This is a genomic window from Lentilactobacillus parakefiri (assembly GCF_002157585.1).
GTDB classification, from domain to species: Bacteria; Bacillota; Bacilli; order Lactobacillales; family Lactobacillaceae; genus Lentilactobacillus; species Lentilactobacillus parakefiri.
The window spans coordinates 20,258-36,291 of sequence record NZ_BDGB01000055.1 but is presented as its reverse complement, the minus strand read 5'-3'; the positions used below and the strand labels follow the sequence as shown (position 1 = coordinate 36,291).

The 16,034-nt window shown below is 45.1% G+C and carries 16 protein-coding genes and 1 pseudogene; 1 reads left to right on the top strand and 16 read right to left on the bottom strand.

The genetic code is table 11. The features are described 5' to 3' along the window. Positions 1–252: 252 nt before the first annotated feature. Positions 253–699: a hypothetical protein gene (locus tag LPKJCM_RS06040; protein WP_057962272.1), complete on the top strand. Its 447-nt coding sequence runs from the start codon at positions 253–255 to the stop codon at positions 697–699. Between the two features lie 408 nt (positions 700–1,107). Here LPKJCM_RS06040 and LPKJCM_RS06035 read toward each other — a convergent pair whose 3' ends face one another. The 16 genes and pseudogenes from LPKJCM_RS06035 to uidA all read right to left on the bottom strand — a co-directional run bounded on the left by LPKJCM_RS06035 (position 1,108) and on the right by uidA (position 15,962). Next, a complete protein-coding gene (locus LPKJCM_RS06035; RefSeq protein ID WP_057962271.1) occupies positions 1,108–1,812 on the bottom strand; it encodes an amino acid ABC transporter permease in 705 nt (234 codons plus the stop codon). Positions 1,813–1,827: 15 nt separating this feature from the next. Further along, positions 1,828–2,466: an amino acid ABC transporter permease gene (locus tag LPKJCM_RS06030; protein WP_057962270.1), complete on the bottom strand. Its 639-nt coding sequence runs from the start codon at positions 2,464–2,466 to the stop codon at positions 1,828–1,830. Then, positions 2,463–3,293: a transporter substrate-binding domain-containing protein gene (locus tag LPKJCM_RS06025; protein ID WP_057962269.1), complete on the bottom strand. Its 831-nt coding sequence runs from the start codon at positions 3,291–3,293 to the stop codon at positions 2,463–2,465. Before LPKJCM_RS06025 ends, LPKJCM_RS06030 begins: the two co-directional genes overlap by 4 nt. Positions 3,294–3,319: 26 nt before the next feature. After that, positions 3,320–4,060: an amino acid ABC transporter ATP-binding protein gene (locus LPKJCM_RS06020; protein ID WP_057962268.1), complete on the bottom strand. Its 741-nt coding sequence runs from the start codon at positions 4,058–4,060 to the stop codon at positions 3,320–3,322. A gap of 369 nt (positions 4,061–4,429) precedes the next feature. Further along, positions 4,430–5,098: a type 1 glutamine amidotransferase gene (locus tag LPKJCM_RS06015; protein ID WP_057962267.1), complete on the bottom strand. Its 669-nt coding sequence runs from the start codon at positions 5,096–5,098 to the stop codon at positions 4,430–4,432. Between the two features lie 15 nt (positions 5,099–5,113). Then, positions 5,114–5,938, bottom strand: coding sequence for a DUF6681 family protein (locus LPKJCM_RS06010; RefSeq protein WP_057962266.1), 825 nt, complete (start codon positions 5,936–5,938; stop codon positions 5,114–5,116). Then, positions 5,938–6,546, bottom strand: a complete 609-nt coding sequence (locus LPKJCM_RS06005; RefSeq protein WP_057962265.1) for a hypothetical protein — start codon at positions 6,544–6,546, stop codon at positions 5,938–5,940. Before LPKJCM_RS06005 ends, LPKJCM_RS06010 begins: the two co-directional genes overlap by 1 nt. A 74-nt stretch (positions 6,547–6,620) precedes the next feature. Beyond that, positions 6,621–7,064 (bottom strand): Fur family transcriptional regulator, encoded by a 444-nt coding sequence (locus tag LPKJCM_RS06000; RefSeq protein ID WP_057962264.1) that lies wholly within the window; start codon positions 7,062–7,064, stop codon positions 6,621–6,623. Between the two features lie 68 nt (positions 7,065–7,132). Beyond that, positions 7,133–7,702 carry a guanylate kinase gene (locus LPKJCM_RS05995; RefSeq protein WP_057962263.1) on the bottom strand — a complete coding sequence of 190 codons (570 nt, stop codon included), beginning with the start codon at positions 7,700–7,702 and terminating at the stop codon, positions 7,133–7,135. After that, the gene (locus tag LPKJCM_RS05990; RefSeq protein WP_057962262.1) at positions 7,699–8,133 is read right to left on the bottom strand and encodes a bis(5'-nucleosyl)-tetraphosphatase; all 435 of its coding nucleotides are present in this window, start codon (positions 8,131–8,133) and stop codon (positions 7,699–7,701) included. The genes LPKJCM_RS05995 and LPKJCM_RS05990 overlap by 4 nt, the downstream gene beginning before the upstream one ends. A gap of 13 nt (positions 8,134–8,146) precedes the next feature. Next, positions 8,147–9,283, bottom strand: coding sequence for a cation:proton antiporter (locus LPKJCM_RS05985; RefSeq protein WP_057962261.1), 1,137 nt, complete (start codon positions 9,281–9,283; stop codon positions 8,147–8,149). Positions 9,284–9,476: 193 nt separating this feature from the next. Next, entirely contained in the window at positions 9,477–10,895 is a 1,419-nt protein-coding gene (locus LPKJCM_RS05980) for an NAD(P)(+) transhydrogenase (Re/Si-specific) subunit beta (protein ID WP_057962260.1), read from the bottom strand. After that, positions 10,895–11,215 (bottom strand): NAD(P) transhydrogenase subunit alpha part 2, encoded by a 321-nt coding sequence (locus LPKJCM_RS05975; protein ID WP_057962259.1) that lies wholly within the window; start codon positions 11,213–11,215, stop codon positions 10,895–10,897. Before LPKJCM_RS05975 ends, LPKJCM_RS05980 begins: the two co-directional genes overlap by 1 nt. A 5-nt stretch (positions 11,216–11,220) precedes the next feature. Continuing rightward, positions 11,221–12,429 (bottom strand): NAD(P) transhydrogenase subunit alpha, encoded by a 1,209-nt coding sequence (locus LPKJCM_RS05970; protein WP_057962258.1) that lies wholly within the window; start codon positions 12,427–12,429, stop codon positions 11,221–11,223. A 167-nt stretch (positions 12,430–12,596) separates the two neighbouring features. Further along, positions 12,597–14,039 (bottom strand): MFS transporter, encoded by a 1,443-nt coding sequence (locus LPKJCM_RS05965; RefSeq protein ID WP_057962257.1) that lies wholly within the window; start codon positions 14,037–14,039, stop codon positions 12,597–12,599. 112 nt (positions 14,040–14,151) lie between these two features. Then, positions 14,152–15,962, bottom strand: a pseudogene (uidA, locus tag LPKJCM_RS05960) (beta-glucuronidase). Positions 15,963–16,034: the final 72 nt, after the last annotated feature.

The following is a 16,034-nucleotide window of genomic DNA, read 5'->3' as shown; positions in this document are numbered from 1 at the left end:
TATTACCGATTCAATCAAAATACGAAATCCGGTCCATTCAAAGAGGCAAAGGTCATCCTCCCCAAAGGCACAATTGTGAAGGGAAGTGTTGGCAATGATAGCGCCAGTCAAACTCACTACGCCCTCCGTGGTCCAAGCAATCTGAGTTATGCCCTGAAGAAACGCGTTGGTATGAAAGATCCGTGGAGATCTCTTAACTACTGGCAGACATATATGCCGTCGAGATATACACGTGTAAAGAGGCCTCCCTTTATGCCTACTTTCGGTGAAGGGGTATTCTTTAGTGGCGGCACAAAAGCATTCAAAAATATGGCCACTCGTTCAAAGTCAACAAGCAATGCATTTAGAATCAGTTCTGATGGTTATGTCGAATTTTACAAGTATCGAGCAAAGTCGCTTATCGATAACGACTACCAAGTATTTACGTATAATCAAAAACCAGCTTCCTATGCTAAAATTAATCACACATTAGTTAAGGGATCCAAAACTTATCTCTATTATGGGTATAATCTCAAAGGTATTAATGACAAAAGGGCTCGAACATCCGGTGCATACAAGTACCGTTTGACAATTCACAACTTGCACACGCCGTATAGATATACAACTCGTGGTGGCACCTCATATGGCAGCATGTATACAATTGGCAGCCATCATTTTTACAGTATTCCGTTAGGATACGAAAGTTCCGGGTCTGATTGACGGCAAAAATGAATCCTATTATTTTTGATATGATCCAAGTGGTTGAAACATACAAAAGGAGTAACTCCAGTTTGAATTGAGTTGCTCCTTTTTGAACGACTATTATTCGGTTTTAATTGAGTGGGGTTCATTGTTATTTGGAATAAATGTGCTCCGACGGGCCTGACGTCAATTTCTAAGACAAAATGTGCTCCTTGGAGCAGCAACCGGCGCGTTTGTTATGCTCTTTTGAACTCCCTTCGGCCTTGAAAATACGCTCCGACGGCCGGGTGAAACCCTGCCTAGCCTACTTGGCGACGACCCAGGACCCGGCCACATAAGCGAAAAGGATCAACGATGAACAAAGACCGTTCATCATTGATCCTTTTCGCTTATGTTCTGGGTCCTAACCGGGTCTCGTCGCGCTCTCTACCGTTCTGCTCCCTGCACAACTTCCTCCACTTCACCCGACTTCTTGGCTGTTCCCAGTCTGTGGTCGAGATACTGTGACAATAGTGACAGTGAGTAGCAAACGATGAAGTACATGACCGCCAACGCCAAGAACATTGGAATCGTGTAATTGGTATTTTGACCGTAAATGATTTGCGCATGGTTCATCAAATCCGGCAGGACAATGATCGTTGCCAGTGACGTATCCTTAACCAAAGAGATAAACTGACTAACAATCGCTGGAATCATGTTCTTGATGGCTTGCGGCAGGATAATGTATCGTAACGCCTGCCAGTAAGACATTCCAGTCGATCTAGCCCCTTCCATTTGGCCGGTTGGAATTGAAACAATTCCGGCACGAACAATTTCTGCAACCATCGCCGATTCAAAGACCGCCATCGCAATGACTGATGCCCAAATTGGATCTGGCTTGAAGCCGATATTTGGTAACCCAAAATAGGTAAAGAAGATAATCAGGATTAACGGTAAGTTACGAATGATGTCAATCACAAAGCCGACAATCGCTGACAAATACTTAATTTCAACATAGCGAATGATTCCCAAAATTACCCCAAATATGTAACTGAGGATAATCGAACAAACTGAAACCAGGATTGTGACCCAAGCTCCTTCAAGAAGGAACCTGATATTAATCCATGAGTAAGCACCTAAGACTGTTAACATATCTCGATTCCTCCTTTATGCCAATTTCTTTTCAAGGTAACGCATGTAGTAACTCAATGGCAAAGTCAAAATCAGGTATAACATCCCCACACACAGGTAGGTGCTCATACTTTGCAATGAATCAGATGCAATGACATTTCCTTGATACATCAAGTCAAATCCGGCAACAAAGGCCAAGACTGAAGAGTTCTTCACCAAGTTGATAAACTGGTTGCCCAGTGGCGGAATGACATATCGGAAGGCTTGCGGCAAAACAATGTAGCGCATTGCCTGCCAGAAGGTTAACCCGTTGGCACGAGCCCCCTCCATTTGGCCAGGATCAACAGATTGGATTCCTGAACGAACCGTTTCAGCGATAAATGCGGAGGAATAAAGAATCAATCCAACGGTTCCAGAAGCAAACCCACTGATTTCAACAATGTACATGGGAATAACCACGTAAAAGAACATTGTGATAACCAGTAGTGGAATGTTCCGGAAAACTTCAATGTAAACTCTTGAAATAATTCTAAGAAACTTATTGGGGAAAACTTCCAGGATAGCAAAACCAGATCCGATAATTAACGCAAATACCAATGCGATAATCGAGCAGAGAAGCGTTTGGCCTAATCCATAAAGAAGCTCGCCACCATAATTTTGAAAAATGCTTATCATCGTTCTGCCCCCTTCAAGTCAAATCCGTGAACCTTGTGGAACCACTTATAAAGGAGCTGGTTGTATTGGCCGGAATTTTCAACCTTGGTCAACGCATGATTCATGGCATCTCTCATCTTGCCCTGACCCTTATCAACGGCAATCCCATACGGTTCATTGGTGAATGTGCCGCCAACAACGGAATAGCCGGGATTTTCAATTGACATCCCGTAAAGAATCCCGTTATCAGTCGTTAAAGCATCCCCCTGACCTGATTTCAACGCCGTCAGTGCCTGTGAATAGTCGGACAGCTGAAGGACTTTAGCTTTAGGGGCAAACTTCTTAATATTTTGAACGGAGTTGGAACCAACCACCCCGAGGACAATCGCGCCCTTATGATTGAGCCCCTTCACATTTTTGATCGGACTACCATTCTTAACGAGGATGGCTTGTCCGGCATCAAAATACGAGCGTGAGAAGTCAACTTGCTTAGCCCGCTCCGGGGTGATGGTCATGGTTGCCATAATGGCATCAATGTTACCATTTCTCAGTAATGGCATCCGGGTTTGACTGGTAACTTGAATAAATCTGGCCTTACCATCTTTACCAAGGATCTGCTTGGTCATGGCTTTTGCCAAGTCAATTTCAAATCCCTTGATCTGATTGTCCCGAACATCCATCAAACCAAATAGCTTGGTGTCGGCTTTAACGCCCCATGTGATCGTCTTTGTCTGCTTGTCGTCTTTCAGCACATTCTTCTGTGATGCTGAACTCGAACAGGCACTCAAACTAACGACCATTAAGAGCAGGGTTAATAATAACCCAATTCTTGATATGATCTTCTTCATGATGCGACCTCCCAATAATGAAATTTTTAATGCGTAATAATTTTCCCAAGAAATTGTCGTGCACGTTCATTGGAGGGTTCACCATCAAAGAATTTGTCGCTCGTGTCATCTTCCAAAATCTGACCGTCATCCATAAAGATAACCCGGTTGGCCACTTCACGGGCAAATCCCATTTCATGGGTCACAACCAGCATGGTCATATCTGAATCTTGCGCAATATCTTTCATAACGTTCAAAACATCATCAATCATTTCTGGGTCCAATGCACTGGTTGGCTCATCAAACAAGAGGCACTTTGGCTTCATTGCCAGTGAACGGGCAATCGCAATTCGTTGTTGCTGACCACCTGATAATTGAGCCGGTAACTTGTTAGCTTGACTTTGAAGACCAACTTGATCAAGCAGCTGCATTGCCAGTTCTTTATTTTCCTTTTCAGGACGTTTCAACACAATCCGTGGTGCCAACATAATGTTTTCGAGCACCGTCTTATTTGCATATAAATTAAAATGCTGGAACACCATACCGACATTCTTGCGGATTCGGTTAGGATCAGTCTTCTTATTAGCCAAATCCTGACCGTTAACAATCAACTTACCTTCTTGAATGGGTTCAAGCCCATTAACCGTTCGAATCAGTGTCGATTTACCAGAACCTGAAGGACCGATTAAAACAACGGTTTCACCCGCTTCAATCTTCAAATTGATGTCCTTTAAAGCATGGAAATCGCCGTAATACTTTTGTACGTCTTGAAATTCGATCATTGCCATGTCATTTTCCTCCAATGCTTTCAGGCTATTTATTAAAATTGCCTAAGAATGATACTACATCCATAATATGTTAAAAAATTTGATTGGTCAAAAAAATGTAACAAAAAATTTATTTCCATGTTACATTTTCTATCAAATGCTGAACACCCCGTTGACGCTTCGTGATTCCCCTCCAGAATTAGCAATGTATAAATTTGGGTAATTAACTAATTATAATTCACAATCAGTCAAAAAGGAAACCCCCATTTGAATAAAGTTTAATTGGATGCTCATTTTATGGCTGAAAAATGAGAAGCTAAATCAAAAAAAATAGCGTGCAATCTAAAGCCAAACCGGCTTGGAATTGCGCGCTATTAGAATACAAAATGACTAATTTTCACAAATATAATCGAGAATCCTAAACATGACGTTTTTATTTTCTGCCGGTACCTGACGAGCTAATATCTCATCAGCTGACTGGTTCAGCACCGAGCCATCAATGTATGCAAAGTCATTGACGACCATCTCCCAGACATTATCTTCCTTAGGTTCAAAGTGAAACTGCAAGCCTACCACATGGTGATTCAGCACAAACCCCTGATTCACCAAGTGATCGCTTGAGAACAGCAACTCCGATCCTTCGGGAAGTTCAAACATGTCTTCATGCCAGTGCAGAACGGTCATTTGCTCAGGCAAGCCGGGAATCACATCGGACTTACGGTAGACCGGCGCCCAGCCAACTTCCTTTGCTGGACCTTTGGAAACTGCATACCCCAAGGTCTTAGCAATCTGTTGCGCACCGAAACAGGCACCAAAAATCGGCTTGTCGTCTACCAACAGCTGCTTAATCAACTCACGCTCCTGTTTTATCCACGGCAAATCGTCATTAGGGCTCATTGGCCCGCCAAGAATAACCAGGATATCCGTATCATCTGCGGTGGGCAGCTGGCCGAATTGATACGGGTGATAAATATACATCTGGTATCCTTTAGCATGCGCCCAGTCCTGAATGGATCCTGGCCCTTCGTCCGGCGTGTGCTGCAAAACATTCACTCTCATAACGAATCCTTTCACTTACAGTTTCTTGTATGCAACCATTGCCTGCAGCTTAAAGTTCTGCGGCGCTTCGATCACCCCAGCACGACCAATCTGTTTATATGGGCCGCCAACCAAGGTCACGGAAGCCAGATATAACTTAACCACATTTAAATCAATCGATCTAATCGACTGCAGGCCAATCCGTCGAATTTCACCAACCGGATAAATCTCTGCTTGATTCAAGCCGCAATAGACCACTAGCGAAGCCCCCTGCTTTTGCATTTCAAAATAGGGCATTAAGACACCCTTCCCAATCGCATAAACTGGCTTACTATTCACTTTCAATAATTCGTAAATCTTCCGATCGCTCATACCGTTGTAATCGGCTTTGAACAACTGCTGACGTTCCATTTGGCCGACTAACCGGTCAATATTTGCCTGCTGCACGGGAGAAACGTCAATTTTGGCCGGTAACAGGTGCTGATCGTCAAACAACCCGTTTGCAGGGACGTTTCGTTCGTCAGCAATCACCGTTGTCCCCATTTTAGAGTCTACCTGTGTTTCTCGCGGATGCTCTTGGATGTGTAAAAGCTTGGCAATCTTCGGCGAAATATCGAACCACGGTTGTTTCTTAGTGAAGTAGTAGAAGAAATTACAGGCCGTAAAATACAGTAGAATGACGGCGACTAACAACAGGGGAACGCCCTTGGTAAACATCTGGTTCTGTAGAAAACGGAAACTAATATAGAACAGATAAACATCGCCGAAGAAACCCAGGATCGTGTAAATCCGGCTTTTAAGGGTCACGTTGATATTAAAGTAGCCCAGGTAGTGGTTAACCATGTCCAAAAAGCTAAACATTAGTTAGTTCCCTCCCCTGTATTGCCAGTCGTGACGTCTGCGTTTGCATTGGCATTATTATTGTTGTTTTGCGTGGTTGTTCCGCCAGTTGTACCCGTCGTTTGATTACTGCTGTCACTATTGGTTTGGGTATTCTGATCTGAATTATTATTGTTAGAGTTAGTGGTGTTGCCACCGGTCGTGGTGCCTTTTTTAGTCGTCGTCCCCTTGTTGGTCGTCGTTGATTTGTTGGTTGTTGTTCCATTAGTGGTATCTTTATTAGTATTTGTCGAGTTATCGTTTGTCTGCTCATCAGAGGAGCTGGCATTCTTTTCACTTTCGGCCTTTTCAGAAGAAGCCTTGGCAGCAGACGATTCTTCTGCAGCCTTTTTCTTATCGGCTTCTTCCTTTGCCTTTTCGGCTTTTTTTTTGGCATCAGAATCGTCGGTCTTTTTCTTGTCGCCATAAATGGAATCCGAAATCTTCTTTTGATTGGTCGTTTGAGTGGTCCTAGGGGTTCCCTCATTGGTAGAGGTCACATTATTGACCACAACGTTGGTAGCGCCGAGTGCCAAAGAAATTGAGAGAATGGCAAAGGGCGTAATTAATGGTGGAATTTGATTATCCATTCAAAAAACTTCCTTACTAAATTTTTGTAGCCTCCATTATCGCATAAGAATATGAACGAAACCTAAACAATTCGTTAATTATTCATTAAGTTGGCACATTGTGGGCACAGACCGTAAATCTGAAAGAGGTGGCCGGTCACTTCACAGCCAGCCAGCTGGGAAGTAATCTCAGGGCTTAACGGACAATCTTTGAGCTCGATCACTTTACCACAATTGCTACAAATAAAATGGTGGTGGTGCTCATGCTGAAAATCACACTGGAATTTGACAGACGCCCGATCACCTTGAACCTGCCGTTCCACAATTCCCAAATTGGCAAATTCGGAAATGTTACGGTAAATGGTGTTGTGACTCATATTAGGAAACGTTTTGCGCATGAAATCATCAATGCTGGTCACTTCGACAAATTTGTGGGTGGCGACGCCAACTAAAAATTCGATCATCGCCCGGCGTTGCTTGGTAATCTTAAAATTATTTTCTTTTAACACTTTGGTAGCTTGTTCAATTGCTGCAAGCATACTATTCACCTCTAATAAGTAACTATTACTGTTTATTGCATACTACCATAATCTCCAGACAGCAACAACTATCCCGCCGTTTCGGTGCGATACTTTTCAACAATTTTATCAATTTGCTGGGCAGTCTGCTGCCAGTCATGATTAATCACCTGATAGGCCTTTCCGGCCAATTCATAGGGTAACTCAAGATCGCGGTGATACTCCTTGCTTTGAATACGTTTTTCGACCATTGCCGCATTGTCGCCCCGTCCCTGCATCCGGCGTTGAAGTTCTTCAGTATCGCCTACTTGGAGGAAAATAATAATCGCTTTGTCGCCCAGCTTTTCCTTGTATGTAATCGCTCCGGCCGTATCTAAGACGATCGTCGCAAGCGGTGACTTCTCCCAGGCATTTTCCAAACCCTCATATGATGAACCGTAGTAATGGCCGGCATAGTGAACCGACTCAAGAAAATGGTTATCAAAAAACGAATGGTCGTCTTCAAAATAATAGTCGACACCATCCCGCTCGTTTTCTCGTGACGGCCGGGTTGTATGGGTGATCACCCGAGCCATTTTGTACTGGTCATGCAAATAATCACGAACAGTAGTTTTGCCGCTGCCTGCAGCGCCGGTAATTACAAACACTCGATTATTCATTCCGATTCCTCGATATTTTCTTTATTTCGAATATAGGTTTCCGCTTTTTGGAGCAGCTGGCGAAGATTATCATAAGTCAGCTTTTCGTATGCATCCGGATAATCAAACCAGCCAAATGAGTTAATTTCTTCATCTTGCTTTTGAACCTTCACTTCAGGCGCCACTCGGCTGACAAAGAAGGTGACGTCTTTGTGATGACCGTTATTCATATCATATTCAACTTTTTCTTTGAAGTGAGCGTCAATCTGCGTTTTCAAACTGGTTTCTTCGCGAATTTCACGAACAGCCGTTTGAATCAAATTTTCATTCTGCTCAACGTGACCTTTGGGTAATCCCCAAAAATCAGAGGTGGCACTTTGCAGCAACAAATACCAAATTTTGCCGTCTCTTATTTGATAAACAACTGCACCGCTTGCATATTCAGTAACCATAGTTCGTCTCCTTTTAGACCTTCATTGTTTTCTTGAGTAACATTGGCGCAACGATTGTCGATAGGACAATCACGATGATAATCTCTGAGTACAAATTTTTCGCCATCAGATTGGCCGACAAGCCAATTTGAGCAATGATCAGCGCCATTTCACCTCGTGAAACCATCCCCGACCCGACAATCAACGCACTGTGCCAGTTCATTTTTGTAATCCAGGCCCCCAGCGCGCCGCCAAACAACTTGGTTGCGATCGCCAGAATTGTCATGATCACAATAAAGCCGAGGTTCTTAATAACATTGCTGAATTCCATGTCTAACCCGATACTGACAAAGAATATTGGGATAAAAAAGGTGTACCCCACCGAGCTGACACTGCTGGACACTTCTGATTGAAATTTGGTCTGAGAAACCGCCACACCGGCGAAAAACGCGCCAACAACTGAGCTCAGCCCCAACGCGTCGGCCGACCAGGCCATTGTCAGGCAAATCACCAGTGAGGTGATCGCAACCGAGCCATGAACCGGCAGCCGTTCTGCCAGCCGCAGGATAATTGGTGCTCCCCATTTGACCACAACGATCACACCTAAAAAGTACATCAATTGGTAAAGCGTCGCAACCACTAAATTAGAAGACCCGCCGCCAACGCCAAACGAACTGACGAAGATACTCAATAAGATTACAGCGATGATATCATCAACTACCGCGGCCCCGAGAATGGTGGCACCTTCTTTGGTATTTAACTTCTTGAATTCCCGCAGCACTTCCACGCTAATTGACACCGACGTTGCCGCGAAGATAACGCCCCAAAAGATTGACCGTTCAAAGCCCTGACCCATCATCTGACCATAAATATAGAAGATAACCATCGGAAAGAGCACGCCGATCGCTGCGACGCTCATAGCTGGTTTGAAATACTTCTTCAATAAATCCAGGTCACTCTCGATGCCGGCAATGAACATCAGAATAATAACCCCAATTTCGGCTCCAGCGTGCATCAATTCGGTATTTTGCAAAATTCCCAGAATACCTGGTCCTAAAATGACCCCGGCGATTAATTGGCCAATCACTGCTGGCATCCCCAACCGCTGACTGATCGCCGCAGCCAATAACGTTGCAATTAAAATGAGTGCAATTTGACCCACAAACGCCATCTAAAAACCCTTTCTTTGCTTAACAATTAGATTCTACTATTGATATTAGTTTACCATACCCATTGCCTGCGTTCATCGGGTGAGACCGGTAATTTGAAGAAGTTATTTTCACAATCAAGATTCTTTCATTTAACCAGAAAAGATTCTCGACAAAATTGCCGAGAATCTTTTTTCATCTATTAATTATCTTAATCTAATCCAGATACCCTTTAGTCGCCGCAATAATTTCCTGCAGGCCCTTCTTGGCATCCGAGAACATCATACTAGTCTGGTCTTCACTGAACAGTGGGTTTTGCACACCGGCATATCCGGTACTCATTGAACGTTTGATGACGACCACAGACTTTGATTTATCAACATCCAAAATTGGCATCCCTGAAATGGCATTGCCCTTTTCACGAGCCAATGGGTTGGTTACATCGTTCGCCCCAATGACCAATGAAACATCGGTATTTTCAAACATCGAGTTCGCTTCGTCCAACTGTTTCATTTGATCGTAAGGCACATTGACATCAGCGAGCAAAACGTTCATGTGGCCAGGCATCCGGCCGGCAACTGGGTGAATCGCGTAGTTCACGTTGATCCCGGCGTCCGTCAGCAATTTCGCCAACTCAGCAACTTCATGCTGGGCCTGAGCGGCAGCCAACCCGTAGCCAGGAACGATCATCACATTGTGGGCATAGGCTAGCTGCATGCCGACGTCATCAGGAGTGGTCTTCTTAATGTTGGTCGGTACTTCAGCACCGGCACCGGTACTACCATTGGAATCACCACTGCCGAAACCGCCGGCGATGATATTGGCAACTGACCGGTTCATCGCTTCAGCCATTTGCAGGGTCAAAATAGTTCCGGCAGCACCAACCAACGCACCGGCAATGATAAGAACCTGATTATCAATGACAAATCCGGCGAAGGCAACTGCCAAACCGGTAAAGGCGTTCAAAAGTGAAACAACCACTGGCATGTCAGCCCCGCCAATTGGTAAGGTCATCAATAGGCCGAAAATCAAGCTGGCAAACAATGCCAGGACCATCGGCCAGTAAGCGGAAGGAAACCCAATCATCCAGACACCGGCAACGATAATGGCTAACACTGCCAGGCCGTTAATGAGTTTGTCGCCGGGAAACGAAATCGGTTTGCCAGGCACGTGTCCGGACAACTTACCAGTCGCAATCAGTGAACCTGAAAAGGTAATCCCACCAATAATAATGTCAAGTAACACTGGAATGGAAAAAGCCAGGCTCAAAGAGGTGCCAACGGCTTCATGCGTATAATCGAAAATCCCGATTGTGGCAGCGGCACCGCCACCAACGGCGTTAAATAGTGAAACCAATTGAGGCACGTCGGTCATCGATACTTTGCGTGCACGAATGACCCCATATAAGATTCCAATTAGCAGGCCGGCAAATAAAACCGTCCAGCCGATCAACGTAATCTGGCCCTTGGCGATAATTTCAACTAAAATCATTACAACCGCCATCGCCATGCCGAGCCCAGACAACAAGTTACCGTTTCGGGCCGTCTTTGGTGACCGCATCATATGAACACCAATGACATAGCAGACGGCTGACAGCAAGTAAATTAAAGAAGCAATTGTTTTAAGGATTGACATTACTTGTCGCCTCCCTTGTCAGCTGAATCCGGCTGCTTTTTCGGGCGGTTAAACATTCCCAGCATTCGGTCGGTCACGGTGTAACCACCAGCGACGTTGACAGCCGCAAAAAACGCGGCCAGAAATGCTAAGACATAGAAATACCAGCTGCTGGCTTCCGCAGCGATCACAAAGGCGCCAACGACAACGACCCCATGAATCGCGTTGGCCCCGGACATCATGGGTGTCTGCAAAGTTGAAGGAATTTTACTCATCACTTCAAACCCAACCAGCAGGCTTAAAACAAAAATGGCTAAATTTGTATATAATTCTTGACTCATAATGGCTAATCCCCCTTCTCGGCTGACTTGTCGTCAGAATCGGCAGGTGCATCGTCATCTTTAGCCGGTTGAGCGGTTGGCAGGTTCAGCGCTTTTCTGACTCTTTCGGAAATAATTTCACCGTGATCAGTTGCCACCAATTGGCTCATGACATCATCTTTCAAATCGATGGTAATTTGAGCATCTTTATCAGCAACATCATTAATCACTGCCTGAACGTTCTTCGAGAACATTTCAGAAGCTGACGTCGCCATCTCACTGGCTAAATTACCGGCACCAATCAATTGCACACCGGAATCGGTCACCACTGTTTGGTCAGGCCTAGATCCAGCGACATTGCCACCGAGATCACTAGCAGCCAAATCGACAAAGACGCTGCCTGGCTTTGCATTATCAACAGCCGCTTGGGGAACCAGCATTGGCGGCTTCTTTCCAGGAACCTGAGCCGTGGTAATCACAATATCATTTTGTTTGATAAAACCGATCAACTCGTCTTGCTGCTGCTTTTGCTCATCGGCTGACAATTGACGAGCATAACCCCCTTCACCAACCGCGCTAACGGAGCTGGTGAGGAATTCGGCGCCGAGTGATTCGACTTCCCCTCGCGAGGCGGGACGAACATCATAGCCTGAGACAATCGCTCCCAGACGTTTAGCGGTTCCAATGGCCTGCAGACCGGCAACCCCAGTCCCTAAGACCAATACCTTGGCTGGCTTGGCAGTCCCCGCAGCGGTGATCATCATTGGAAAATAGCGGGCAAATTTGTCGGCAGCAACCAAAGCTGCCTTGTACCCGGCAATTGAAGCTTGTGAACTTAAAACATCCATGCCTTGTGCCCGAGAAATTGTCCGTGGCAGCAGTTCAAACGACAGTGCCGTAACCTTCTGTTTGGCAAGCTGTCGGATCGAATCCAGATCCGTCAAGGCTTTCAATAAGCCGATGAGAATCTGTCCCTCGTGAAGCTTACCCAAAGTTTCTGAATCCGGTAAATCAACCGTTGCAATCACATTAGCCTGACTAACGGCATCGTCTCTGCTAACCACTTGTGCACCGGCGTCTTGGTATGCTTGATCAGAAAAGTAAGCATTCTGACCGGCCCCCCTTTCGACCATCACTTCAAACTTACTGTGGATGAGCTTGGAAGCGACATCTGGTGTGATTGCCACACGGTTTTCATCGCCAGATTCTTTCAAAGCAGCAATAATCGTAGACATTAAAGCGACCCCCTTCACAATCATTTTGCAAACGCTTTATACAAATCAAGGCTAGTCTTCTCCATCGACAAATGCAATGGTTTGTGATTAACTTTACAAGCATAGAAAAACGAACCAAAAAGTTATTTTCGGTTCGTCTTTTTTAAAGTATTAATTGTGACTATGAGTTAGTGATTAACCATGTTGGAATTAGAAACCTCAGGATCAAAAGGATCGACAATCGAATTCCCATCAATGATATCGAGATGTTCACTCCGCTTGCGGTCGGCCTCACGCTGTTCCAACTTTTTGACAATTTCGGCATGCTTTTCATCGGTCAAATCATAGCCGAAGTAAAAGACAACGCAGGAAATCGCACTCGCAATCGCCGGGACTAGGAAGTACACGGCACTGATGCCAGAGATGGTACTGGCAGATTGTGGTTGGTTAGCCACATACCCGGTCATAGTCAAGGCCAAGCCCGGGATAAAGCCGGCAACTCCCTGCGCAATCTTGCGGACGAAACTGTATCCGGAATAAATGATCCCTTCCGAGCGAATCCCTGTTTGCAGCTGACCGTACTCAATCACATCATTCACAAAAGCAAAGGCAACGGTACCACTGAACCCCAGGAACATGTATGAAATGGTGTTGACAATCAGATAGGGAATCACGTGTGAACCAGTGATAAAAAAGTTGACCAGTTCTGCGGCAATGAATCCCAATGTAGCATAAATTGCAACGTTCTTCTTACCAATTTTCTTAACTAACGGCGTTGCAAAGATTACCGCCGGAATGATCGATAAGGCACTCAGTAAGCTGACAACGCTGACAATTCCGACTTGTCCCAAAACATACTGAAAGTAATACAATTGAATGCCCATTTTGAGAAACATCGAGCCAACACTGATAATCGTGAAGACCGACAGAATAATGAACGGGCGATTGGTTAACAATCCCTTGATCGATTTGAGGCCATCCCCCTTTTGACGCGGTTTATGGTCAATAATTCGTTCTTTGGTTCCGGCGTAACAGAGAATTTGAGAAACGACGCCGGCGGCAGCAAAAGCAGCGACCGTGGCAATATAGCCAATCTTAGGGGTGGCAAAGATTGCGACCAGCGGAATGACCACTGCTCCGGTCAGCAATGCTGCCATCTGACCAGTCAGGTCACGTGCAGCAGATAGGGAAGTTCGATCACCGGAATCCATGGTCATCGCTGCAGCAAGCGACCCATAGGGAATATTCACGACGGAGTAGCAAAATCCCATGATGTTATAGGAAACAAAGGCGTAGATGATCCGACCGGTCTCACCAAAATTAGGGGTGACAAAACAGGCCACCGTGGCGATCCCCAGGAATAAAGACCCATAGAGGATGTACGGTCGGAATTTACCACGTTTGGAGATATGCTGGCGAGAATCCACAAAGGCGCCGACACTCGTATCGACAAAAGCATCGAAAAACTTGGCAATCAGAAAAATCAAGCCACCCCAGTAGGCGGGGATCTGCAAGACATCTGTGTAGAATTTTAGTAGGAACAATTGGGCAAATTGAAACATGAGGCCATTGCCCAAATCACCAAGTCCATAGGCAACCTTTTCGCGCATTTTTAACTTTTCTGTTTTCATCATAAAGCCTCCCAAGTGTTTGCTGTTCAAAAATCCATTAAGCGCTTTCATTTTAGGCAATAAAAAACCGGCGCACGCGGAATCACGTGTTCCGGTTCGAAAATCAACATCATTATTTTTTATAACCAAAATTTGGAATCTTGGTCCAACGATCTTTCAAGTAACGAACCACCATCTTCGGCTCCCGTGACCTGGTAAAGATCCCCTTCTTGTTGCCTTGGACCCGTTGAATGCCAAATTTAGTCTGGAAGTCCGCGAAATTCCACAGCTGTTCGCCGACGAAGTGTGGGAATTCATCGAAGACTTTACTAGTCATTCGATAGTAGTCTTCCTGAAATTCTTCAGAAAACGGCTCGTCATAATTACTATGCAATCCCGGAATCGTATCGGCGCCGTACTCAGTATACATAATCGGCTTGTCAGGGAATTTATCAGAATATTCTTTCAACTCATCACGAGTTGCTTTTTCTGCGGTCTTCAAGTCACCATTGCCAACGTACCAGCCATAGTACCGGTTCAAGGCGATCACATCGACGAGTGAAATGCAGTTATCCGTCTTTGGATTAGCCATCATGATGCTGGTGTACGTACAAGGACGCTTTTGTGGGTCTAATTGTCGGGCTTCATCAAATAACGGTTTGAAGTATTCATAAGCGCCTTTTGAAAAGGTTGCGGCTTCGTTGGCAATCGACCCATTGCGACACAGGCATGATTCTTATCGCGATCAATGATTTCTTTGATGACCTGCTTGTGGACGTCAGCAGTCTTTAACTTAGTCCAAGTATCATCTTGATAGTCGTCGCTCTCAAGCATTGACACGTCAAAGCCAAAGGTCACCATTAAACCGACAGCTGGGGTTTCGTCAATCACCACAATTCCTTCACGATCACATAGCCGCATCATTTCTTCCGAGTATGGATAATGGGAAGTTCGGAACGAATTGGCACCCATATCTTTCATCAAATTGATGTCTAAGACGTTAACCGGTTGGTTGATGCCCCGCCCGTGAACGTATGAATCCTCGTGTTTACCAAAGCCTTTAAAGTAAAACGGTTCGCCGTTAATCAGGAACTGAGCGTTTTTTACCTCAATTTTGCGAACACCAAAAGGTTCTGAGTACGTATCGATAATCTCACCATTTCGGATGATTGCCACTTTTGCAGTATAGAGATAGGCGTTGAGTGGCTGCCAGAGATGAACCTGATCGATATGCAGGTTAGTATCAGCAGAATCACCACTGACCACCGGATGGCCGTCTTGATCCAAAATGGTCACTTTAACCGTATCAATTTCACCATGGGTCGTGACTTTAACCAAAACATCGGCACTCGAGTCAGCAAGGTGCACATCTGGCACAACCGTGATATCACTAATGTAGTCAGCCGGCGTTGAGTAAATTTTAACTGGTCGTTGAAGACCCGCATAGTTGAAGAAATCAAAGTTTTCGTCGACGTGGCGGTGCTTGTGGCCGTCCTGGTCAGTGGTTTCGGAATAGTTGCCAACCGGCAGGGTCGTGTAATCAAGAATGTTGCTTAATTTGACAGTTAAGCGGTTGCCACTATCGTTCAAATAGTCATTAATTTCTACTTCAAATGGCGTGAAACCGCCCTTATGATGCGTAATCTCTTGGCCGTTGAGGTAAACCCAAGCTTCGTGGGTGGCGGAGCCGAATCGCAGCACCAGGCGCTGGGTTCGTAATGGCTTGGCAATGTCAAAATTCGTTTCGTACCACACAAAGCCGTTGTGTTCGCGAATCTTCTTGGAGGCGGTTTGGTCATTAAATGATGCTGGAACTGAAATCACGTCTTCAGTTGGCAGTGGCCGTTTGGGATCAATCGGGGTGTTTTCCTCATCGATCATAAATTTCCAAAGTCCTGATAAGTCTAGAACCGTTCTGCTGGGTGTTGTAAGTGGGTATAACATGATTAAAATCCTCCGTTCGTTAAGTCAGTATTTATTCTGCTGCTTCTCAATGTCTTTAATATAAGCTACACT

Excerpts from the sequence above, each read along its gene's own strand:
- LPKJCM_RS06040 (WP_057962272.1), top strand. The coding sequence starts at position 253 with ATGCCTACTTTCGGTGAAGGGGTATTCTTTAGTGGCGGCACAAAAGCA.
- LPKJCM_RS06035 (WP_057962271.1), bottom strand. The coding sequence starts at position 1,812 with ATGTTAACAGTCTTAGGTGCTTACTCATGGATTAATATCAGGTTCCTT.
- LPKJCM_RS06030 (WP_057962270.1), bottom strand. The coding sequence starts at position 2,466 with ATGATAAGCATTTTTCAAAATTATGGTGGCGAGCTTCTTTATGGATTA.
- LPKJCM_RS06025 (WP_057962269.1), bottom strand. The coding sequence starts at position 3,293 with ATGAAGAAGATCATATCAAGAATTGGGTTATTATTAACCCTGCTCTTA.
- LPKJCM_RS06020 (WP_057962268.1), bottom strand. The coding sequence starts at position 4,060 with ATGGCAATGATCGAATTTCAAGACGTACAAAAGTATTACGGCGATTTC.
- LPKJCM_RS06015 (WP_057962267.1), bottom strand. The coding sequence starts at position 5,098 with ATGAGAGTGAATGTTTTGCAGCACACGCCGGACGAAGGGCCAGGATCC.
- LPKJCM_RS06010 (WP_057962266.1), bottom strand. The coding sequence starts at position 5,938 with ATGTTTAGCTTTTTGGACATGGTTAACCACTACCTGGGCTACTTTAAT.
- LPKJCM_RS06005 (WP_057962265.1), bottom strand. The coding sequence starts at position 6,546 with ATGGATAATCAAATTCCACCATTAATTACGCCCTTTGCCATTCTCTCA.
- LPKJCM_RS06000 (WP_057962264.1), bottom strand. The coding sequence starts at position 7,064 with ATGCTTGCAGCAATTGAACAAGCTACCAAAGTGTTAAAAGAAAATAAT.
- LPKJCM_RS05995 (WP_057962263.1), bottom strand. The coding sequence starts at position 7,702 with ATGAATAATCGAGTGTTTGTAATTACCGGCGCTGCAGGCAGCGGCAAA.
- LPKJCM_RS05990 (WP_057962262.1), bottom strand. The coding sequence starts at position 8,133 with ATGGTTACTGAATATGCAAGCGGTGCAGTTGTTTATCAAATAAGAGAC.
- LPKJCM_RS05985 (WP_057962261.1), bottom strand. The coding sequence starts at position 9,283 with ATGGCGTTTGTGGGTCAAATTGCACTCATTTTAATTGCAACGTTATTG.
- LPKJCM_RS05980 (WP_057962260.1), bottom strand. The coding sequence starts at position 10,895 with ATGTCAATCCTTAAAACAATTGCTTCTTTAATTTACTTGCTGTCAGCC.
- LPKJCM_RS05975 (WP_057962259.1), bottom strand. The coding sequence starts at position 11,215 with ATGAGTCAAGAATTATATACAAATTTAGCCATTTTTGTTTTAAGCCTG.
- LPKJCM_RS05970 (WP_057962258.1), bottom strand. The coding sequence starts at position 12,429 with ATGTCTACGATTATTGCTGCTTTGAAAGAATCTGGCGATGAAAACCGT.
- LPKJCM_RS05965 (WP_057962257.1), bottom strand. The coding sequence starts at position 14,039 with ATGAAAACAGAAAAGTTAAAAATGCGCGAAAAGGTTGCCTATGGACTT.